The organism is Telluria sp. RT2P19 (assembly GCF_059685725.1).
In genome coordinates this window covers 463,758-485,254 of sequence record NZ_JCASIL010000002.1, presented here as the reverse complement: position 1 = coordinate 485,254, position 21,497 = coordinate 463,758, and the positions used below count along the sequence as shown (strand labels likewise).

Annotated in this window: 17 protein-coding genes and 2 rRNA genes; 13 read left to right on the top strand and 6 right to left on the bottom strand. The window is 63.7% G+C overall.

Annotated features, from left to right (window positions below; all coding sequences use genetic code 11):
• The 3 genes from AC56KW_RS04335 to AC56KW_RS04325 all read left to right on the top strand — a co-directional run.
• Positions 1-102, top strand: a 23S ribosomal RNA gene (locus AC56KW_RS04335); the annotation flags it as partial.
• Between the two features lie 151 nt (positions 103-253).
• A 5S ribosomal RNA gene (gene rrf, locus AC56KW_RS04330) occupies positions 254-366 on the top strand.
• Positions 367-534: 168 nt separating this feature from the next.
• Positions 535-1,551: a retroviral-like aspartic protease family protein gene (locus tag AC56KW_RS04325; protein ID WP_497169487.1), complete on the top strand. Its 1,017-nt coding sequence runs from the start codon at positions 535-537 to the stop codon at positions 1,549-1,551.
• An 8-nt stretch (positions 1,552-1,559) separates the two neighbouring features.
• Here AC56KW_RS04325 and AC56KW_RS04320 read toward each other — a convergent pair whose 3' ends face one another.
• On the bottom strand, positions 1,560-3,002 hold the full coding sequence (locus AC56KW_RS04320; RefSeq protein ID WP_497169486.1) for a DHA2 family efflux MFS transporter permease subunit: 1,443 nt from the start codon (positions 3,000-3,002) through the stop codon (positions 1,560-1,562).
• Between the two features lie 122 nt (positions 3,003-3,124).
• Positions 3,125-3,691 (bottom strand): acyloxyacyl hydrolase, encoded by a 567-nt coding sequence (locus AC56KW_RS04315; RefSeq protein ID WP_497169485.1) that lies wholly within the window; start codon positions 3,689-3,691, stop codon positions 3,125-3,127.
• Positions 3,692-3,827: 136 nt separating this feature from the next.
• Here AC56KW_RS04315 and AC56KW_RS04310 point away from each other — a divergent pair, with 136 nt between their 5' ends.
• Positions 3,828-4,541 (top strand): suppressor of fused domain protein, encoded by a 714-nt coding sequence (locus AC56KW_RS04310; protein WP_497169484.1) that lies wholly within the window; start codon positions 3,828-3,830, stop codon positions 4,539-4,541.
• A 42-nt stretch (positions 4,542-4,583) separates the two neighbouring features.
• On the opposite strand, the gene AC56KW_RS04305 is transcribed toward AC56KW_RS04310, so the two are convergent.
• Positions 4,584-5,777, bottom strand: a complete 1,194-nt coding sequence (locus AC56KW_RS04305) for a M20 aminoacylase family protein (RefSeq protein ID WP_497169483.1) — start codon at positions 5,775-5,777, stop codon at positions 4,584-4,586.
• Positions 5,778-6,073: 296 nt separating this feature from the next.
• On the opposite strand from AC56KW_RS04305, the gene AC56KW_RS04300 reads away from it, so the two are divergent.
• From AC56KW_RS04300 to AC56KW_RS04285, 4 genes are all read left to right on the top strand, one after another.
• Complete coding sequence (locus tag AC56KW_RS04300; RefSeq protein WP_497169482.1) at positions 6,074-8,176, top strand: molybdopterin-containing oxidoreductase family protein; 2,103 nt, start codon at positions 6,074-6,076, stop codon at positions 8,174-8,176.
• A 25-nt stretch (positions 8,177-8,201) separates the two neighbouring features.
• Complete coding sequence (locus tag AC56KW_RS04295) at positions 8,202-9,278, top strand: aminopeptidase (RefSeq protein WP_497169504.1); 1,077 nt, start codon at positions 8,202-8,204, stop codon at positions 9,276-9,278.
• A 174-nt stretch (positions 9,279-9,452) separates the two neighbouring features.
• Positions 9,453-11,144, top strand: coding sequence for a long-chain-fatty-acid--CoA ligase (locus AC56KW_RS04290; RefSeq protein ID WP_497169481.1), 1,692 nt, complete (start codon positions 9,453-9,455; stop codon positions 11,142-11,144).
• A gap of 96 nt (positions 11,145-11,240) precedes the next feature.
• On the top strand, positions 11,241-12,923 hold the full coding sequence (locus tag AC56KW_RS04285; protein WP_497169480.1) for a long-chain-fatty-acid--CoA ligase: 1,683 nt from the start codon (positions 11,241-11,243) through the stop codon (positions 12,921-12,923).
• Positions 12,924-12,955: 32 nt separating this feature from the next.
• Here the strand turns inward: AC56KW_RS04285 and AC56KW_RS04280 are convergent, their stop codons facing one another.
• Positions 12,956-13,411, bottom strand: coding sequence for an acyl-CoA thioesterase (locus AC56KW_RS04280; RefSeq protein WP_497169479.1), 456 nt, complete (start codon positions 13,409-13,411; stop codon positions 12,956-12,958).
• Between the two features lie 62 nt (positions 13,412-13,473).
• Here AC56KW_RS04280 and AC56KW_RS04275 point away from each other — a divergent pair, with 62 nt between their 5' ends.
• Positions 13,474-15,351, top strand: coding sequence for an ABCB family ABC transporter ATP-binding protein/permease (locus AC56KW_RS04275; RefSeq protein WP_497169478.1), 1,878 nt, complete (start codon positions 13,474-13,476; stop codon positions 15,349-15,351).
• Between the two features lie 6 nt (positions 15,352-15,357).
• On the opposite strand, the gene AC56KW_RS04270 is transcribed toward AC56KW_RS04275, so the two are convergent.
• Positions 15,358-16,641, bottom strand: coding sequence for a metal-dependent hydrolase family protein (locus AC56KW_RS04270; protein WP_497169477.1), 1,284 nt, complete (start codon positions 16,639-16,641; stop codon positions 15,358-15,360).
• Positions 16,642-16,722: 81 nt separating this feature from the next.
• A complete protein-coding gene (locus tag AC56KW_RS04265; protein WP_497169476.1) occupies positions 16,723-17,991 on the bottom strand; it encodes a dicarboxylate/amino acid:cation symporter in 1,269 nt (422 codons plus the stop codon).
• 275 nt (positions 17,992-18,266) lie between these two features.
• On the opposite strand from AC56KW_RS04265, the gene pyrC reads away from it, so the two are divergent.
• From pyrC to AC56KW_RS04245, 4 genes are read left to right on the top strand one after another with little or no spacing between them, the layout of a single operon-like run.
• Complete coding sequence (gene pyrC / locus AC56KW_RS04260) at positions 18,267-19,316, top strand: dihydroorotase (protein ID WP_497169475.1); 1,050 nt, start codon at positions 18,267-18,269, stop codon at positions 19,314-19,316.
• 8 nt (positions 19,317-19,324) lie between these two features.
• Complete coding sequence (locus AC56KW_RS04255) at positions 19,325-20,116, top strand: DUF3025 domain-containing protein (protein ID WP_497169474.1); 792 nt, start codon at positions 19,325-19,327, stop codon at positions 20,114-20,116.
• A gap of 15 nt (positions 20,117-20,131) precedes the next feature.
• Positions 20,132-21,121, top strand: coding sequence for a Gfo/Idh/MocA family protein (locus AC56KW_RS04250; protein WP_497169473.1), 990 nt, complete (start codon positions 20,132-20,134; stop codon positions 21,119-21,121).
• A gap of 10 nt (positions 21,122-21,131) precedes the next feature.
• Positions 21,132-21,488, top strand: a complete 357-nt coding sequence (locus tag AC56KW_RS04245; protein WP_497169472.1) for a glyoxalase superfamily protein — start codon at positions 21,132-21,134, stop codon at positions 21,486-21,488.
• Positions 21,489-21,497: the final 9 nt, after the last annotated feature.

Here is a 21,497-nt window from a genome sequence, read left to right as displayed (position 1 = left end):
TCCTTGAAGGGTCGTTCGAGACCAGGACGTTGATAGGCTGGGTGTGGAAGTGCAGTAATGCATTAAGCTAACCAGTACTAATTGCCCGTACGGCTTGTCCCTATAACCTTGGTAGTCAAGGTTGACGAGTACAACTGCTCGATACAAACTACAACCCAACATTACTTCTTCCAGATTCATGGCCACGCTGAACAAAGCGTAGGGTGGGCGTCTTTGCCGCCCACGCGTGAAGCGTAGCCAGTACAAGTCAAAGCCTGATGACCATAGCAAGTCGGTCCCACCCCTTCCCATCCCGAACAGGACCGTGAAACGACTTTGCGCCGATGATAGTGCTGCAACCAGTGTGAAAGTAGGTTATCGTCAGGCTAGTTATATAGAAAAACCCCGCTCAGTGATCTGAGCGGGGTTTTTTGCTTTCAAACGACGAGCTCAAAGCCGCAAAAACCCATGCTACAAGGGTAATCTACGCGTCCATAGCGAGTGGCCAAGCCTCGTATCCCTATACTGTCTTATCCGAGACAGCCTAGCGATACAATGACCTCGATATTCTCTTCCCCCCATACCGTTTCACTCCGGGCCATGCTGTTCGCCGCCCTCACGCTCGCCAGCCCCGTCATGGCGCAATCGCTGTCGGCGGGTTGTGTGATGGGTGAACTGGCGACGATGCCGCTCACCTTCACCGACGACCTGCGTCCAGTGGGGGAAGCGAAGATCAATGGCAACACCGTCTCCGCCATGCTGAGTACGGGGTCCGCGGAAAAGATCCTGCTCAACAAAAAGACACTGGACCGCCTTGGCATCAAGGTCAACAGTACGACCAGTACACAATATGTACGCGACGGTTCCAGTGCGACAGGCAAGGACATGATCACGAGAACGGTCCTGACCTCGCTGATCGACGATTATTCCTTCGCCCATACCCGGGGCAAGCGCCAATGGTTTCCGGTCGAAGAATTCATGGACGATGAATACGGCATGCGGCTCGGCGCCGGTAACCTCTTGCAGCAAGACCTCGAGATCGCCCTGGATGCCGGCTATCTGAAGTCTTTCAAGCCCGAGGGCTGCTTCCGGGAGCACTTGGCCTACTGGGATCCCCAAGCAGTCGCCGTGCCAACCCTGGTTGACAAGTGGAAGCGCGATCCGAGGCCGGTTTTCACCGTACGCATCAATGGCCAGGATGTCATGGCTCTGCTGTCAACGTCGACGCCCCATTCCTACATCCCGCAAAGCGCTGCGGTACGGCTGGGGTTGACGCCGGACTCTCCAGGCGCCACGCGCGAAGAAGCCCTGCCCGGAGACGATCCGTCCAAGCCGGTGTGGAACGTCCCGATCCAGCAACTGTCGATCGGCACCCTTGATGTGCAGGATTTTAATCTGCGCCTGATGCGCTTGGATTTTGCTGGGGGAATCCTGGTATTGGGAACGGACTTCCTGCATCGCCACCGCGTCTATATCGCCAAGAGCCAGGAACGCGTCTATTTCTCGCAGATCGACAATCCGCGCCCGCTGAAACGCGGCTCCGTGAAGGTGATTCCCCAGTCGCTCGACTGAGGCCCCTCCTATTGCGCCGTTACCGTCACCGGTTCGGCCACTGGCGCGACGCTCTGGCCGCGGCTGATGCTGTCGCCATCGTTGCGACGCAGGCGCCAGAACACCGCCGACGAGAACAGGGTCAGCACCGCCAGCGCCGTGAAGCCGTGGTGCAGCGCCTGCGTCACCTGGCCTCCATTGGTCTGCGATACGCCACCCAGGAACCAGGCCGTGACGATCGACCCGGCCGCCAGGCCAAAGCTCATCGACAGTTGCTGGAACGAGCTGGAAATCGTACTGGCCATACTGGTATCGGCCGGCTCGACGTCGGCATAGGCCAGCGTATTCATGCTCGAGAATTGCAGGGAGTTGAAGAAGCCCTGCATCAAGCTGATGCCGACGATCACGGCCAGCGGCGTCCCGGCATCCACCAGCGTGAACATGGCAATGGTAACGCCGATCATCATCGTATTAATCAACAGCACCTGGCGATAGCCGAAGCGCGCCAGCAACCTGGGTGCGAACAGTTTCATGCCCATTGCGGCCAGCGCCGCCGGCATCATCAGCAAGCCCGACTGCCACGCCGGTAGTCCCAGTCCCAGCTGGTAAAGCAGCGGCAGCAGGAAGGGCAGGCCCCCCACGCCGAGGCGGGTAACGAAGCCACCCAGCACCGCGATACGAAAAGTGCGGATCTTGAGCAGGGTCAGGCGCAGCAGAGGAAACTTGACGCGGCAGGCATGCCACGCATAAGCACCCAGCAGGCCCAGCGCGAGCACGAACAGCAGCCCGGCCGTCACGCCATCGAGTGTATGTTCGCCAAACACTTCCAGCACCCAGGACAGCAAGGCCGTGCCACTGCTGAACAGGACCAGGCCCAGCACGTCGAGCGGGCGTCGTTCTTCCGAGCGGTAGTCCGGCATATGGCGCCAGACAAAATACAGCGCCGCCAATCCTACCGGGATATTGACGAAGAAGATGACGCGCCACGATGTCCAATGCACGATCAGGCCGCCGACCGTCGGCCCTAGCAGCGGGCCTATCAGGGCCGGAATGATCACGAAGTTCATTGCCCCCAGCAGCTCGTTCTTGGGAAAGGTGCGCACGATCGCCAGCCGGCCGATCGGGATCATCATGGCCCCGCCGAGCCCTTGCAGCAGGCGCGCCGCGGTCATCATGTGGGCGCTCATCGACAGCCCACACAGCACCGATGCGAATGTAAAGATGGCGATCGCCGTAAAGAATACGCGCCGGGTGCCAAAGCGATCGGCCATCCAGCCGCTCAGCGGAATGCCGACTGCGAGGCCAAGAATATAGCTGGTGACGACCGATTTCAGGCTCAGCGGGGTGACGCCAAGGCTGGCGGCAATGCTGGGGATGGCGGTATTGACGATGGTCGCGTCGAGCTGCTCCATGAACAGGGCAGTGGCGACGAGCCAGGGAAGATAGCGTTTGAGGGTGGGCGAAGGGGTCAATCGGGCCTCTTGAATACAACGGGCGGCAGCCGCCGCTCAAGGCCCGATTGTGTCATGAATTATCATTTGCCAGCGCCATGGACCGGCGAGGCCGGGCCAGGCACAAGTCATGACATTGGACATCAGAAGCGATAAGCCGCCTTGGCGATGAACCAGTTGGCACCGGCGTTCGGGCTCTTGATGCTGGCGTTCGAATAGTGCTGGTATTTCAGGCCGAAGTCCCACTTCTGGGTGGTATAGCCGATGCCGATGTGGTCGCCGAACTGGAAGGCGGTCGACAGTTCCTTGTCTTCGTTCTTGTACAGGGTCGAGAACAGGTTGACGCCGATACCAATTTCGCCGTACAGGCCGAGCTTGTTATCGTTCTGGTAGCGGAACACCGGAGTGAAACCGATCGCCATCAGGTTCTTGTTTTGGCCACGCACGTTCTCATACGAGTTCAGGCGCCACAGAGCCAGGTTGCCCTCCCAGTAGCCCGACAGATGGCGGCCATTGCCGGCAAACCAGCGCTTGTCCCAGTCGGACTGGACCGCGATGCGGTACATGCGCTGTTGCGGATTGGTGCCGAATTCGAACGAGGCGGAATCGATATAGCCGTTGCCCACGGTCGACTGGGCCGAGGCGAGCGGAGCGAACAGCGCGGCGCACACGGCGGCCAGCGCAGCAATTTTCTTCTTAGTAGTGATCATGGGTATCCCTGGAAAGGAAGGTGCGTATTTGTGCAATGCATATTGTACAAGCCAGAACAATAGCGTGCTGGCGGACACGTAACCATGTGACGAAGGTATCATAGATGCCCGCCGCAACCGACACCCATCAATAATAATGGCCGAACCAACCATCACCCCCCTGTACCCGCTCGCCGCGCCCATGCAGCGCCAGCCCGAGTCCACTGTGCTGCCGCACGACCCGGTAGGCGAGCACATCGCCGCCCACCTGGGCAAGCCCACCCTGTATTTCCACGAGACCAGGGCAGGCGAGACCGACGGTGGCATCCAGGTCGACATCCACGTCATCGGACCGACCGAATCCTACCCCTACGTCCGCCTGGTGACGTCGGGCATGAGCAGGCAGGCGATGAACGTGCCGGAAGGCGCCCCGGCCTACGCCGAACTCATGATGGCCCTGCCGGCCTCGTGGCAACTGGATGAGCAATCGATGCAGGAGGAGCGCTGGTACTGGCCGGTCGCCCTGCTGCGCCACCTGGCGCACTATCCGCACAAGGAGCGTACCTGGATCGGCCTTGGCCACTCACTGCCGAACGGTAACCCGGCCAAGCCGTATATCGCCGGCATCGGCTTCTGCGGCGCCATCGTGCTGCCGCCGGCATCGAGCCCCGAACCCTTCCATTCGGTGACGGTCGACGGCAAGGACGTCTATTTCCACTGCGTGGTGCCGCTGTTCAAGGAAGAGCTGAACCTGGCCCGCCGCCGCGGCTTCCCGGAACTGCTGGACAAGTTCAACGAGTACAACGTCACCGACGTGGTCGACCCGGCGCGCAAGAACACGGCCCGCAAAAAATTCCTGGGACTGTTCTAGATCCACAACATGCCGGGCTCAAGGGCCCGGCAACCATATCGCTTAGCCGACAGGCAGGCTCATCTCCGCCAGCCGCACCCAGTAACTGGCGCCGATCGGCAGAAGATTGTCGTTGAAATCATAGCTGGCATTGTGCAGCTGGCAGGGGCCGAGCCCGTGGCCGCCGGCGCGGTGCTCGCCCTCGCCGTTGCCGATAAAGACATAGCAGCCCGGCTTGGCCTGCAGCATGAAGGCGAAGTCCTCGGCGCCCATGGTCGGTTCGACCGTGGCGTTGACCTGCGATGCGCCCACCACCGCGCGCATCGCCTCGATCGCGAACGCGGTTTGCTCGGGATGGTTGACTAGCGGCGGGTAATTGCGCTTGAAGCCGAAACCGACGCTGGCGCCGAAACCGGCCGCGATCCCGTCGGCCATTTCTTGCATGCGCCGCTCGATCAGGTCGAGCACCTCGGTGGTGAAGGTGCGTACGGTGCCGACCAGTTCAGCCTCATCGGGAATGATATTGGTAGCGCTGCCCGCATGGATCTGCGTGATCGACAGCACCGCGGTGTGCAGCGGGTTTTTTTCGCGCGAGACGATGGTCTGCCAGGCTTGCGCGATCTGCACCGCCACCATCACCGGATCGATGCCGCGGTGCGGCTGCGCCGCATGGGCGCCCTTGCCGCGCACGGTCACGCGGAATTCGTTACTGGACGCCATCATCGGGCCGGATACCACGCCAAAATGGCCTTCCGGGATGCCTGGCCAATTGTGCATGCCATACACGGCGTCCATCGGGAAACGCTCGAACAGGCCGTCGTCGATCATGCGCCGGGCGCCGCCGCCGCCTTCCTCGGCCGGCTGGAAGATCAGGTACACGGTGCCGTCGAAGTTGCGATGCTGCGCCAGGTAGTGGGCGGCGCCGAGCAGCATGGCCGTGTGGCCGTCATGGCCGCAGGCGTGCATCTTGCCCGCATGGGTCGAGGCATGCGCGAAGCCGTTCAATTCTTGCATGGGCAGGGCGTCCATGTCGGCGCGCAGGCCGATCGCGCGTGGCGATGTGCCGTTCTTGATGATGCCGACGACACCGGTCACGCCCAGGCCGCGCACCACGGGGATGCCCCATGCGGTCAAGCGCTCGGCGACGATCTCCGAGGTGCGGTGCTCTTCGTAGCACAGTTCCGGGTGGGCATGCAGGTCACGCCGGATCGCTTCGATCTCGGCCTGGAAAGACAGGATAGGTTCCACTAGTTTCATCGTGTTCTCCACACTGTTCTAGATAGGGTACTTCGGAAAACCTGCTGCGCGTTGCAATCTCGGTCTGCGATGCTCGCCTTACGCCCGTAAGGATGCGCTTCTCAACCGAAATTGCTGCCTCGCGACGGTTTTTCGAGGGCCCGTGGTCTGGCCACGCTTGTTGAAGCCTTTGCATGGCATGCATTTAATTATTGTAGCCTGCCTCAAACAGTCTTCAAAGTCGAGGGTACGAAGCCCGCCGGAATCGTATAAAGTATTGGATTCACGCAGTTTTTTCAGCAAAGCTTCATAAGAATATGACCACTACCCACGTCCGTGCGACCTGTCCCCACGATTGTCCCGACACCTGCGCCATCCTCGTCAAAGTCGAAGACGGCGTGGCCAGGGAAGTAAAGGGCGATCCGGAGCATCCGACCACGGCGGGAGTGTTGTGCACCAAGGTGTCGCGCTATATCGACCGCACCTACCACCCGGATCGCGTGCTGCATCCGATGCGCCGCGTGGGCCGCAAGGGAGAGGGAAAATTCGAGCGCATCAGCTGGGATGAGGCCCTCGACACCATCGCAGAACGCTTGACCGACATCAGCGCACGCGACCCGCAAGCCATCCTGCCCTATAGCTACTGCGGCACCATGGGCCTGGTGCAAGGCGAATCGATGTCGCTGCGGTTTTTCAACAAGCTGGGCGCCTCGCTGCTCGATCGCACCATCTGCGCCACCGCCGGCGCCACCGGTTATCGCTACACCATCGGCAGTTCGATCGGCACCGACCTCGAACAGTTCCAGGACGCCAGATTGATCCTGATCTGGGGCGGCAATCCGATCGCGTCCAACCTGCATTTCTGGATGCGCGCGCAGGAAGCAAAGCGCCGTGGCGCAACACTCATCGCGATCGACCCCTATCGTTCCTTGACGGCCGAGAAGTGTCACCAGCACATTGCCCTGCTGCCCGGCACCGATGCCGCGCTGGCGCTGGGCATGATGCATGTGTTGATCAAGGAGGACCTGCTCGACCACGACTACATCGAGCACTACACGCTCGGCGTCGAACCCCTGAAGGCGCGCGCGCTCGAATGGACGCCGGAACGCACCGCCGAAACCTGCGGCATCACGGCCGACGAGGTGGTCAACCTGGCGCGCCTTTACGGACGAACCGCCAAAAACGGCGAAGCGGCCGCGATCCGCGTCAATTATGGGTTGCAACGCGTACGCGGCGGCGGCATGGCGGTGCGCAACATCACCTGCCTGCCGGCGCTGGTGGGCGCCTGGCGCTTGCCTGCCGGGGGCATCCAGCTGTCGACCTCGGCGTCGTTCCCGACCAACCGCCCGGCGCTGCAGCGCCCGGACCTGCTGGCCGGCCGCACGCCGCGCACGATCAATATGACCACCATCGGCGACGACCTGCTCAAGGAAGCCTCGCCCGAGTTCGGCCCGAAGATCGAGGCCGTCATCGTCTACAACGCCAATCCGCTGGCGATCGCGCCTGAGTCGCGCAAGGTGCAGCAGGGCTTCGAGCGCGAAGACCTGTTCACCGTGGTGCTGGAACACTTCCACACCGACAGTGCCGATTACGCCGACATCCTGCTGCCAGCCACCACCCAGCTCGAGCATGTCGATGCGCACCTGGCCTATGGCCACCTGTACATGATGGCGAATAACGCCGCGATTGCCCCGGTCGGCGAATCGAAGCCGAACACCGAATTCTTCCGCCGGCTGGCGGCGCGCATGGGTTACGACGACCCGTGCTTCCAGGAGAGCGACGACGAGATCGCGGCCCAGGCCTTCAACAAGAACGATGCGCGCGCGATCCATTTCGACTGGGATTCGCTCAAGCGCAGCGGCTGGAAAAAGCTCAACATGCCGGCCGCGCCATTTGCCGAAGGCGGTTTCACGACGCCGTCCGGCAAGTGCGAGTTCTTTTCCGAAAGCATGCTGGCCGACGGGCTCGATCCGGTGCCGACCTATATTCCGCCCTATGAATCGGTCGCGTCCAATCCCGAGCTTGCCGAAAAATACCCGCTCGCGATGATTTCTCCGCCAGCGCGGAACTTCCTCAATTCAACGTTTGTCAATGTAAAGAGCCTGCGCGCAACTGAGGGCGAACCGCACCTCGACATCCACCCGACCGACGCCGCGGCACGCGGCATCGCCCACGGGGACATGGCGCGCATTTTTAACGACCGCGGTTCGTTCCTCGCCCGCGCACGCGTGACCGACAAGGCGCGTGCTGGATTGGTGGTGGGCTTGTCCGTCTGGTGGAAGAAACTCGCCAGCGACGGCAAGAACGCCAATGAAGTCACCAGCCAGCGTTTGACCGACATGGGCCGGGCGCCTACTTTCTACGACACCCTGGTGCAGGTCGAAAGAGCTGCACCCTTGACGCGAGATGAAACCCTCTAGATTTTCCCTGGCCTTCAAGCCAGTCATGGCCGCAGCAGCCGCGGCCCTCATGTTGTCAAGCTGCTCATCCCTTTCTTACTACACCCAGGCCGCGCAAGGCCAGTTGCAATTGCTGACCGATGCGCGCCCGATCGACGACTGGATCGCCGATCGCAGTACCAACGTCAAGTTGCGCCACCGCCTCGAGTCGGCGCGCCAGATCCGCCGCTTCGCCATCCAGGAAATGAAGCTGCCCGACAACGGCAGCTATACCAACTACACCAGTCTCGGCCGGCCCTACGTGTTGTGGAACGTGGTCGCGACGCCCGAGCTGTCGCTCAAACCGATCCAATGGTGCTTCCCGGTGGCCGGCTGCGTCAGCTACCGCGGCTATTACAGCCAGGCCGAGGCCAAGGCGTATGCCAAGCAGCTGCGCGCGCAGGGCAACGACGTCGAGGTCGGCGGCGTGAGCGCCTATTCGACCCTGGGCTGGTTCAGCGACCCGTTGATGTCGACCTTCATCAATTATCCGGACGCCGAGCTGGCGCGCCTGATCTTCCACGAGCTGGCGCACCAGGTCGTGTATGTGGCGGGCGATTCGCAGTTCAACGAATCGTTCGCCAGCGCGGTGGAGCAGGCCGGTGTGGAGGCCTGGCTCGCGCGCTTCGGCAATCCGCAGATGAGCGAAGCATACGAGCGCTACAAGACGCGCAAGAGCGACTTCCTGGCCCTGCTGCTGCGCTATCGCGGCGAGCTCGAGCGTACTTACAAGAGCATGGAGCCCGACGGGGTCAAGCGCGCGGCCAAGGCGCGCCTGTTCCTGGCGCTGCAGGACGACTACCAGGTTCTCAAGGCGAACTGGGGCGGCTACGCGGGCTACGACCGCTTCTTCGCCGAGCCGCTGTCGAACGCCCACCTGGCCTCGGTGGCGACGTATAACGATTTCGTGCCGGCATTTCGCGCTTTGCTGCGTCGCGAGAGGACGTGGCGTGGCTTCTACAGGGCCGTCAACCGCTTGGCCAAGCTCGACAAGGAAGAGCGTCATCGCGCGCTCAAGCACCTCGGTATAACGACGCCGCCTGCGACGCTGGTGGTGCAGCGCACCATCGGCGCGTCTCCGTAGAGGGCAGGTTCCAATCGCCGTAAAACCGCTTGCGCACTGGGGCGCTGCCCGATAGCATCACCATCAGCGATGGCAAACACATAAGCCACGTGCGCAGGCGGGCCGGCATACACCTCCGGCCGCCCGACCAGAACGATAAAAATCGCAGTAGCGATATCGAGACAGAGGTGACCGATGGACAAAACTTGGCTGCAGTCGTATCCCCCGGGCGTGCCTGCGGAGATTGATCCGGATCAATACCGCTCCTTGGTGCATTTACTCGAAGAGTCCTTCAGCAAGTACGCGGACCGCAAGGCCTATGTGTGCATGGACAAGTTCCTCACCTATGGCGAACTCGACACGTATTCGAAGAAGCTGGCCGCCTGGCTGCAAAGCCGCGGCCTGGCGCCGGGTGCGCGGGTGGCGATCATGATGCCGAACGTGCTGCAGTACCCGATCGCGCTGGCCGCCGTCCTGCGCGCCGGCTACACCGTCGTCAACGTCAATCCGCTGTACACCGCGCGCGAACTCGAACACCAGATCAGCGATTCGGGCAGCGAAGCGATCATCGTGCTGGAAAATTTCGCCCACACCGTGCAGAAGGTGATGGGCAAGACCCCGCTGCGCCACGTGGTGGTGGCCAGCATGGGCGAGATGCTGGGCGGCGTGAAAGGCATGCTGGTCAACTTCGTGGTGCGCAACGTCAAGAAGATGGTGCCCGAGTTCTCGCTGCCGAACATGGTCACCTTCAAGGAAGCGCTGGCCCAGGCCGAGCGCATGCCGTTCAAGCCGGCCGAACTCAAGGTCGACGACGTCGCTTTCCTGCAGTACACCGGCGGCACCACCGGCGTGTCGAAGGGCGCCACGCTCACCCACCGCAATGTGATCGCCAACGTGCTGCAGACCGAGGCCTGGGCCGAGCCGTGCATGAAGCAGGCCGCGGGCGAGCAGGTCACGATCGTGTGCGCGCTGCCGCTGTACCACATCTTCGCGCTGACCGCGTGCGCGATGTGGGGCATGCGCATGGGCGCACTGAATGTGCTGATCGTGAATCCGCGCGACATCCCGGCCTTCGTCAAGGAGCTGGCAAAATACCGCGTCAATATGCTGCCGGCCGTGAACACGCTGTACAACGCGCTGGCTAACAATCCCGATTTCGCCCACCTCGATTTCTCGGCGCTGCGCATGTGCAATGGCGGCGGCATGGCGGTGCAAAAGCCGGTGGCCGACAAGTGGCGCGAGCTCACTGGCGTGGCCATCGTCGAAGGCTATGGCTTGTCGGAGACGTCGCCGGTGGCCACCTGCAACCGCGCCGACAGCACCGAATTCACCGGCACCATCGGCCTGCCGGTGCCGTCGACCGATATCGCGATCATCGACGACGAAGGCCGCCACATGGCCCCGGGCGAAATTGGCGAGATCGCGATCCGCGGTCCGCAAGTCATGGCTGGCTACTGGAACCGCCCGGACGAGACCGCGAAGGTCATGACCGCCGACGGCTTCTTCCGCTCGGGCGACGTCGGCTTCATGGACGCCGCTGGCTACGTCAAGATCGTCGATCGCAAGAAGGACATGATCCTGGTATCGGGATTCAACGTCTATCCGAACGAGCTCGAAGGCGTGATCGCGGGTCACGCGGGCGTGCTCGAATGCGCCGTGGTCGGCGTCCCTGACGAGCATTCGGGCGAGGCGGTCAAGGTATTCGTGGTAAAGAAAGACCCTGGCCTTACGGCCGAACAGCTGATGACCTACTGCAAGGAGCAGTTCACCGGCTACAAGAGACCGAAGTACATCGAGTTTCGCGACGAGCTGCCGAAGACGAACGTCGGCAAGATCCTGAGGCGCGCGTTGAGGGACGAGACGAAGCAGGCGGAAACGGTAGCGTAGGCATCACGGCACAGAAGGCTGCAGCGCGCAGCCAGCCAAAGCCGCCTGCGGGGCGGCTTTGGCGTTTTATTGGAACCAACAAGGAAGGCAACACAGATGGACAAATTTTGGCTCTCGTCGTACGAGAACGGCGTGGCGGCGGACATCGACCCGACCCAGTACCGCTCGCTGACGCATTTGCTCGAGGAAGCGTTTCGCAAGTACGCCGACCGCAAGGCCTATGCCTGCATGGGCAAGTCCATCACGTTCTCGGAACTCGATGCGATGTCGCAGCGGATGGCGGCCTGGTTCCAGGCGCGCGGCCTGAAGCCCGGCGCGCGGGTGGCCATCATGCTGCCGAACGTGCTGCAGTACCCGGTGGCGCTGGCCGCCGTGCTGCGCGCCGGCTACGTGGTCGTCAACGTCAATCCGCTGTACACCCCGCGCGAGCTGCAGCACCAGCTGGCCGACTCCGGCGCCGAGGCGATCGTGGTGCTCGAGAACTTCGCCCACACGCTCGAGCAGGTGGTGGGCCAGACGGCGGTCAAGCACATCGTGCTGGCCACCATGGGCGACCTGCTGGGCGGCCTGAAAGGCACGCTGGTCAACCTGGTCGTGCGCAAGGTCAAGAAAATGGTGCCGGCTTATTCGCTGCCGGGCGCTGTCGCCTTCAACAAGGTGCTGGCCGAAGGCGCGCGCGACACGCTCAAGCCGGTCGCGATCGGCCACGACGACATCGCCTTCCTCCAGTACACCGGCGGCACCACCGGCGTGTCGAAAGGCGCCGTGCTGCTGCATCGCCACGTGATCGCCAACGTGCTGCAGAACGAAGCCTGGTTCGGGCCGACGCTTGCGCGCATGAAGGCCGGCGAACAGGCGCAGTTCGCCTGCGCGCTGCCGCTGTACCACATCTATGCGCTCACGGTCTGCGCGCTGCTGGGCCTGCGCGTGGGCGGCATGAACCTGTTGATCCCGAACCCGCGCGACATCAAGGGCTTCGTCAAGGAACTCGGCGGCTACCGCATCAACATCTTCCCGGCCGTGAACACGCTGTACAACGGCCTGCTCAACAACGACGATTTCGCCAAGCTCGATTTCTCGGGCCTGATAGTATGCCCGGGCGGCGGCATGGCGGTGCAGAAGGCGGTGGCCGACAAGTGGCTCAAGACCACCGGCATCCCGATCGTCGAAGGCTACGGCTTGTCCGAGACTTCGCCGGTAGTGACCGCCAACCGCTGCGACATCACCGATTTCACCGGCACGATCGGCCTGCCGCTGCCGTCGACCGAACTGCGCATCCTGGATGAAGCGGGCAACGAAGTCCCGTTCGGCATCGCCGGCGAGATCGCCGTGCGCGGCCCGCAGGTGATGGCCGGCTACTGGCAGCGCGACGACGAGACGGCCAAGGTCATGACCTCGGACGGCTTCTTCAAGACCGGCGACATCGGCATCATGGACCCGCAAGGCTATACGCGCATCGTCGACCGCAAGAAGGACATGATCCTGGTGTCGGGCTTCAATGTCTACCCGAACGAGGTGGAAGGCGTGGTGGCTGCGCACCCGGGCGTGCTCGAAGTGGCGTGCGTGGGCGTGCCCGATCAGAACTCGGGCGAGGCGGTGAAGCTGTACGTGGTCAAGAAGGATGCCAATCTCACCACCGAGCAGCTCAAGGAATTCTGCAAGGAGCAGCTGACCGGTTACAAACGGCCGAAGTTCATCGAGTTCCGCGAGACGCTGCCGAAAACAAATGTCGGCAAGATCCTGCGGCGCGAACTGCGCGACGAGAAAAAACCGGCGTAAAACCGGCTGGGCCGCCGAGCTGGCGGCCTTTTTTACCGGTGCGCCACCAGCGATTCGAGCGGCGGCAGCTGGCGCGGCTTGCGATCCGGGCCGGTGGCGACATAGGTCAGCGTGGCCTCGGTCACCTTGACCACCTCGGCCGCCAGGCGGTTGCGCTCGGCGTACACCTCGACGAAGACGGTGATCGAGGTGTTGCCGACCTTGGTGATGTCGGCGTAGAACGACAGCAGGTCGCCTACGAACACCGGGTTCTTGAACAGGAACGAGTTGACGGCGATGGTCGCCACGCGGCCATTGGCGCGGCGGGTGGCCGGCAGCGAGCCGGCCAGGTCGACCTGCGCCATGATCCAGCCGCCGAACACGTCTCCATACACATTGGCGTCGGACGGGGCGGGCATGACCCGCAACTCGGGCATCTTGCCTGCGGGCAGACGCACCGTGGTCCGGACGGTGGCAGGGGTGTTTTCTGGATTTTCGGGCGTGGTCATCGTGAATTCTCGGTAAAAGCTACAATCGACCCGAATTGAACCATAAATCCCGAAGCCCCGTCATGCGCCGCAATTCTTCCCCACTTCCTCCCGACGCCACCGGCGTGCCCCGCAATGACTGGGCGACCCTGAAAACGCTGTTCCCCTACCTGTGGATCTATAAATGGCGGGTGATCGCCGCGATGGCCGCCCTGGTCGGCGCAAAGATGGCCAACGTCGGCGTGCCGCTGGTACTCAAGCAGATCATCGACGGGCTGGCGATCGACCCGGCTCACCCGCAGGCACTGCTGGTGCTGCCGCTCGGGCTACTGGTCGGCTATGGCTTGCTGCGCCTGTCGATGACGGTGTTTACCGAACTGCGCGAATTCCTGTTCGCGCGCGTGACCCAGCGCGCGGTGCGCACCATCGCGCTCAAGGTATTCCGCCACTTGCATGCGCTGTCGCTGCGCTTCCACCTGAACCGCCAGACCGGCGGCATGACGCGCGATATCGAACGCGGCACGCGCGGTGTCAACTCGCTCATCTCTTATTCGCTGTTCAACATCCTGCCGACGCTGGTCGAGATCACGCTGGTGCTGGCCTACCTGGTGTTCAACTACGATATCTGGTTCACCATCATCACCGCGGTGGCGCTGGCGTCCTACATCACGTTCACCGTGGTCGTCACCGAATGGCGCACGCATTTCCGGCGCACGATGAACGACCTCGAATCGAAGGCGTCGACCAAGGCGATCGACTCGCTGCTCAACTACGAGACGGTCAAGTACTTCGGCAACGAAGACTATGAGGCGCGGCGCTATGACCAGGGCCTGCAGAACTACGAGAACGCGGCCGTGCGCTCGCAGACCTCGCTGTCCGTCCTGAATACCGGCCAGTCCCTGATCATCGCCACCGCCGTCACCCTGATCCTGTGGCGCGCGACCGAGGGCGTCATCGCCGGCACCATGAGCCTGGGCGACCTGGTGCTGGTCAATACCTTCATGATCCAGCTCTACCTGCCGCTCAACTTCCTGGGCGTGATCTACCGCGAGATCAAGCAAAGCCTGGCCGACATGGAGCGCCTGTTCGGCCTGCTCGACCAGAACCGCGAAGTGGCCGACGACGCCAAGGCCCAGCCCTTGGTCACGCAAGGCGCCGAGGTCGCGTTCTCGCACGTGGAGTTCAGCTACGAGACCAAGCGGCAGATCCTGTTCGATGTCGACTTCACGATCCCCGCCGGCACCACGACCGCGGTGGTGGGCCATAGCGGCTCGGGCAAGTCGACCCTGTCGCGGCTGCTGTTTCGCTTCTACGACGTGAATGGCGGCGCGATCCGCATCGATGGCCAGGACTTGCGCGACATCACCCAGCAATCCCTGCGCGCCGCGATCGGCATCGTTCCGCAGGATACGGTGCTGTTCAACGACACGATCGAATACAACATCGCCTATGGCCGGCCGGGCGCCAGCCGTGAAGCCATCGTGGCGGCCGCGCGCGCGGCATCGATCCACGATTTCATCGAAAGCCTGCCGGATGGCTACCAGAGCATGGTGGGCGAGCGTGGACTGAAACTGTCGGGTGGCGAGAAGCAGCGGGTGGCGATCGCGCGCACGCTGTTGAAGGATCCGGCGATCCTGATCTTCGACGAGGCCACGTCGGCGCTGGATTCGCGTGCCGAGCAGGCGATCCAGGCAGAACTGAAAGAAATCGCGAAGAACCGCACGACCCTGGTGATCGCGCACCGCCTGTCGACGATCGCGGATGCGCAGCAGATCATCGTGCTTGACCACGGCAGGATCGTCGAGCGCGGCACGCATGGATCGCTGCTGGCGGCGCAAGGCCTTTATGCGCAGATGTGGGAAAGGCAGCTGGCGCGGCCGGATGAAGACGTGGCGTCGCCGCCGCTGGAGCTGGAGGCCGCCGACCGGGTGGACGAGGAAGCCGTCCACCCGGCCCGGTAGCATTGTTTACGGCTGCTTGTACACCACGCCGTCCTTCATCACGAACTTGACCTGTTCGAGCACTTTTACGTCCTTCAAGGGGTCGCCCTCGACCGCGACGATGTCGGCCGCGAAGCCCGGCGCGATCGCGCCCAGGCGCTTCGGCTGGTCGAGCAGGATGGCGGCGTTCACGGTGGCGGAACGGATCGCATCGATCGGCGCCATGCCCGCTTCGACCATATAGCCGAACTCCTTCGCGTTCTCGCCGTGCGGGAACACGCCGGCATCGGTGCCGAAGGCAATCTTCACGCCGGCCTTGTGGGCGCGCCCGAAGGTCGCCTGCAGCTGCGGGCCGATCGCGGCCGCTTTTGGCCGCACCAGGGCCGAGTAGTAATTCGGATCCTTGGCCTTGTCCGCCACGTAGCGACCGGCCGAGATGGTCGGCACGTACCAGCCTCCGCTCTTCTTGAACAACGCGATGACCTCGTCGTCCATCAGGGTGCCGTGCTCGATCGAGTCGACGCCGACGCGCAGCGCGCGCTTCATGCCTTCGGCGCCGTGGGCGTGGGCGGCGACGCGGAAACCGTAGTCCTTGGCGGTACTGACCACGGCGCGCAGCTCGTCCTCGGTGTACTGCGAGTTCTGGCCGCTGGCGGCCTGGCTCAGCACGCCGCCGGTGGCGGTGACCTTGATCAGGTCGGCGCCATCCTTGTAGCGGGTGCGCACCGCCTGGCGCGCTTCCTCGGGGCTGTTCAATACGCCTTCAGCCGGGCCGGGCGTGCCGATCTTCTCGGACAGGAAATGCGACAGGTTATTGGTCGGATCGGCATGGCCGCCGGTGGTGGCCAGCGATTTACCGGCGGTGAACATGCGCGGGCCCGGCACTTCGCCGGCGGCGATGGCGCGCTTGAGCGAGATGTTCAGGTTGTCCGCGGCGCCCAGGTCGCGCACCGTGGTGAAGCCGGCCATCAGGGTACGTTCCGCATATTTCACGGAACGATACGCCATGTCGGCCGGGTTGGCGGTCAGGCGGTCGCGGTAGGCGTCGACCGCCGGCAGGGTTTCGCTGGTCAGGTGCACGTGCATGTCGATCAGGCCCGGCAGGCAGGCGTGGCGCGACAGGTCGATATTGCCGGCCGCTTGCGTCATCGGCCCTACCGACACGATGCTGCCGTTCTCGATCACGATGCTGACGCGCTCGCGCCACGTGCCTTTCTGGACGTCCAGCAGCCGGCCACAGTCGACCGTCTGGGTGGCGGCGTGCGCGCTGTTCAGGGCCAGCAGCATGCCGGCGGCAACCATCTGTTTCATCTCTCGCTCCTTGTTGTCATTATAAAAAAAGGCCCTCCATCGCTGGAAGGCCTCGGTACTACGGGCAGCCCCTCACCACGCCTACTTCAGCGGCGAGATGGCGGGTTCCTTGTTCGGCTCTCCCAGGTCGCCTTCCCACTTGGCGACGACGGCGGTGGCGATGCCGTTGCCGATCACGTTGGTGGCCGAGCGGGCCATGTCCAGGAAGTGGTCGATCGCCAGCAGCAGCAAGAGGCCCGCTTCCGGGATGTCGAACTGGTTCAGGGTGGCGGCGATCACGACCAGCGAGGCGCGCGGCACGCCGGCCATGCCCTTCGAGGTCAGCATCAGCACCAGCATCATGGTGATCTGGGTGCCGATCGACAGGTCGATGCCATAGGCCTGGGCGATGAAGACGGCGGCGAAGGTGCAGTACATCATCGAGCCGTCCAGGTTGAACGAATAACCGATCGGCAGCACGAACGAGGCCAGGCGGTTCTTGACACCGAAGCGCTCCAGGCTTTCCAGTGTGCGCGGGAAAGCGGCTTCCGACGACGCGGTCGAGAAGGCCAGCACGGTCGGGCCGCGCAGCTCGGAAATCAGGCGCAGGATGCGCGGGCCGATGACGGCCATGCCGATGCCGATCAGGACGATCCACAGCAGCGCGATGCCGAAGTAGAACTGGGCCATGAAGATGCCGTAGGTCGACAGCACGCCCAGGCCGCTCTTGGCGATGATGCCTGCCACCGCCGCGAACACCGCGATCGGCGCGAAGTTCATCACGTAGCCGGTCAGCTTGAGCATCACGTGGGCGACGCCGTCGATGGCGTCGATCATCGGCGTGGCGCGCGCGCCGACCGCGGCGGCGGCGGTGCCGAAGAACACCGAGAACACCACGATCTGCAGGATCTCGTTCTTGGCCATGCCGTCGACGATCGAGGTCGGGATCAGGTGGGTGATGAAGTCCTTCATCGTCAGGCTGCCGCTGGTGATGCCCGACTGCGCGTCGACCGGCGGCATCATGCCCGCCGCGAACAGCGCGTCGCCCGGACGGAAGATATTCACCAGCACCAGGCCCAGCGACAGCGAGATGAGCGAGGCGATCACGAACCAGCCCAGCGCCTTGACGCCGATGCGGCCGACTTCCTTGGCGTCGCCCATCTTGGCGATGCCGACCACCAGGGTCGCGAACACCAGCGGTGCGATGATCATCTTGATCAAGCGGAGGAACATCGTGGTAATCAGCGACATCGTGTCGGAGAAGCTCGTCGCGCCCGCCGCATCCGTATTGGCGTTGACCAGGTAGCCGACCACGATGCCGATGACCAGCGCGATCATGATGTAGGTGGTCAGGCGGTTTCGATTATTCATAAAGCTTCCTGTCGTGTGGACCTGTGCAGGGCCGGCGGCGGCGGATCGCGCTGTCGCTGGCAGGTTGTTCGGGCAATGACCGGTTTTCGAGGACCGAAGGCCGGGTGGTACTGAAGATTATGGCAAGTTCCGCAGTATCCTAGGCACAGTTAGTGCTGTCAAGCACGCTTACACCGTTGCCGTTACGGCAATCCGACACGCCTTTCCGGGCCGCCGAACGCACCCCGCACGCCGCCGCGCAGGTAAAATACGGCATTCGTTTTTCGAGAGCCGCCATGTCCACCATCGAGACCCCAGACACCATCACCATCACCCGCCCCGACGACTGGCACCTGCACCTGCGCGACGGCGCGGCGATGGCCAGCGTGCTGCCGCACACCGCCCGCCAGTTCGGTCGCGCGATCGTGATGCCCAACCTGCGCCCGCCGGTCACCACGGCCGCCGCCGCCCTCGATTACCGCGCCCGCATCCTGGCCGCGCTGCCGGAAGGGATGTCGTTTGAACCGTTGATGACCCTGTACCTCACCGACAACACCGATCCCGACGAGATCCGCCGCGCCCAGGACACCGGCTTCATCCACGCGGTCAAGCTGTACCCGGCCGGCGCCACCACCAACTCGGACGCCGGCGTGACCGACCTCAAGAAGTGCTACAAGACGCTGGAAGTGATGCAGGAAGTCGGCATGCCGCTGCTGGTGCACGGCGAGGTCACCGACAACGAGATCGACCTGTTCGACCGCGAAGCCGTGTTCATCGAACGCGTGATGCGCCCGCTGCGTAAGGACATGCCGGCCCTGAACGTGGTATTCGAGCACATCACCACCAAGGATGCGGCCCAGTATGTGGCCGAGGCCGAGGGCCCGATCGCGGCCACCATCACCGCCCACCACCTGCTGTACAACCGCAACGAGATCTTCCGCGGCGGCATCCGCCCGCACTTCTACTGCCTGCCGGTGCTCAAGCGCGAAGAACACCGCCTGGCGCTGGTCACCGCCGCCACCAGCGGCGACGAGCGCTTTTTCCTCGGCACCGACTCGGCCCCGCACGCAGTGCATACCAAATACGCCGCCTGCGGCTGCGCCGGCTGCTATACCGCGCTGCACGCGATGGAGATGTATACAGAGGCCTTCGCCCAGGCCGGCGCGCTGGATAAACTGGAAGCCTTCGCCAGCTTCAACGGCCCGGCCTTCTACAACCTGCCGCGCAACGAGGGCACGATCACGCTCAAGCGCGAATCGTGGACCTTGCCGGAGTCCGTGCCGATGGGCGAACACCAGCTGGTGCCGCTGAACGCGGGCGAGAGCATCAACTGGAAGATGGTGTAAACAGCGCTGTGCTGCCGCCGATCGACTGGACGCAGCCGTGGTACGACACGGTGCGTCCGGCTTTTGAACGCGCCGCGCCGCCAGTCGATGGCTTCATCGACGCCTTCAACGTGGCGGCGCGCGCACTCGGCCTGCGCAACGGCGCCGGCATGCCCTTGTGCTTCGTGCCGCAGGCCGCGCTGCCCGAGGGGACGGCGTATGAAGAATTCATCGGCGCCACCGGCCAGGTGCCGACCCGCGACAACCTGCACGATTTTTTCAATGCGCTGGTATGGCAGACTTTCCCGCTCGTCAAGCGCGCGCTGAATGCGTTGCAGGCGGCGCAGATCGCGCACGCCGGCGTCGGCAAGTCGCGCGGACCGGCGCGCGACGCGGCCACCATCTTCGACGAGAATGCGGCCCTGCTGGTGGTGCGCGACAATGAAGAGGGCCGGGCGCTGGTCGAGGACTTGCGTGCGCACCGCTGGCTCGCCGCCCTGTACGATAAGCGCGCCCTGTTCGGCAAGGATGCCGAGGTCTGGCTGTTTGGCCACGCGCTGATGGAAAAGCTGGTGGCGCCGCGCAAGGCGATCACCGCGCATACGCGGGTGGTGTTTGCGGGCGACGACTATTTTGCGCTGGCAAGGGACGCGCGCCGCGCCTGGCTCGACCGCGAGGTGGCGGCCAGCCTGGCAAAAGAAGCGCTCACGCCGGGCGGCTTCACGCCCTTGCAGGTGCTGGGCATTCCAGGCTGGTGGCCTGGGCAAGACCCTGATTTTTATCTCGATACGACGGTGTTCCGTCCCAAGCGGACGGCTTGAAAATGGGAGAAGCCGATGGCTGAAGCGGTACGCTGGGGTATTCTCGGCACGGGCAAGATTTCGCGTGCCTTTGCCAATGCGCTCAAGGACGTGCCCGGCGCCGTGCTGGCCGCCGTGGGCTCGCGCAGCCAGGACAAGGCCGCGGCCTTCGCCCACGAATTCGGCGCGCTGGCAGGCTTCGGTTCGTGCGAGCTGCTGGCCCAGGCCGAGGGCATCGACCTGATCTATATCGGCACGCCGCACCCCGAGCATGCCGCGAACGCCCTGATGGCGCTGCGCGCCGGCAAAGGCGTGCTGTGCGAAAAGCCGTTCACGATGAACCTGCGCGAAGCCGAGCAGGTGGTGACGCTGGCGCGCTCGAAGCGCCTGTTCCTGATGGAGGCGATGTGGACGCGCTACCTGCCCGCCTACCTCGAAGTGAAGCGCATCCTGGCCTCGGGCGAGATCGGCACGCCGCGCCAGATCGTCGCCGACTTCGGCTTCGCGGCCGCCTTCGGGCCCGAACACCGCGCGTTCAATCCCGTGCTGGGCGGCGGCGCGCTGCTTGACCTGGGCATCTATCCACTGTCGGTCGCGGCGGGCCTCCTGGGCCCCGTGCTCGAAGTGCGCGCCCAGGCCGAGATGGGGCCGACGGGTGTCGACGTGCAGACCGGCTTCACGCTCAAGCACGAAGGCGGCGGCCTGTCGGTCTGCAGCTGCTCTTTCCTGGCGCGTTCGCCGGCCGAACTGACGGTGTCGGGCGAGCGCGGCCAGGTGCGGATGAACACCATGTTCCACCGCGCGACCTCGGTCACCGTCAAGTTGGAGGGCGGCAGCGAGCGCACGATCGAGACGCCGTATCTCGGCAACGGCTATGTGCACGAGGCGATCGAGGCCCAGCGCTGCTGGCGCGCGGGCCTGCTGGAAAGCCCGTCGATGCCGCTCCACGAGACGCTGGCGCTGATGGGCGTGATGGACGAGATCCGGCGCCAGATCGGCCTGCGCTACGCGGCCGATCGCACTTGAGGCGAATGCCATGAAGCTTGGGAGCGTCACGCCGATCCTGCGCATTTTCGACGAGGCCAAGGCCAGGGAGTTCTACGTCGACTACCTTGGTTTCACGGTCGACTGGGACCATCGCTTCGGGCCCGGCATGCCGCTCTACCTGCAGCTGTCGCGCGGCGATTGCGTGTTGCACCTGAGCGAGCACCACGGCGATTGCTGTCCGGGCGCCGCGCTGCGGATCGAGGTCGACGATATCGATGGCCTGCATGCGGAGCTGGCGGCCAGACAATATGGCTATGCGCGGCCCGGGATCGAAGACACGCCGTGGGAAACGCGCGAGCTGAGCGTCAATGATCCGTTCGGGAACCGGTTGACGTTCAGCCGCTAGCACGCTGGC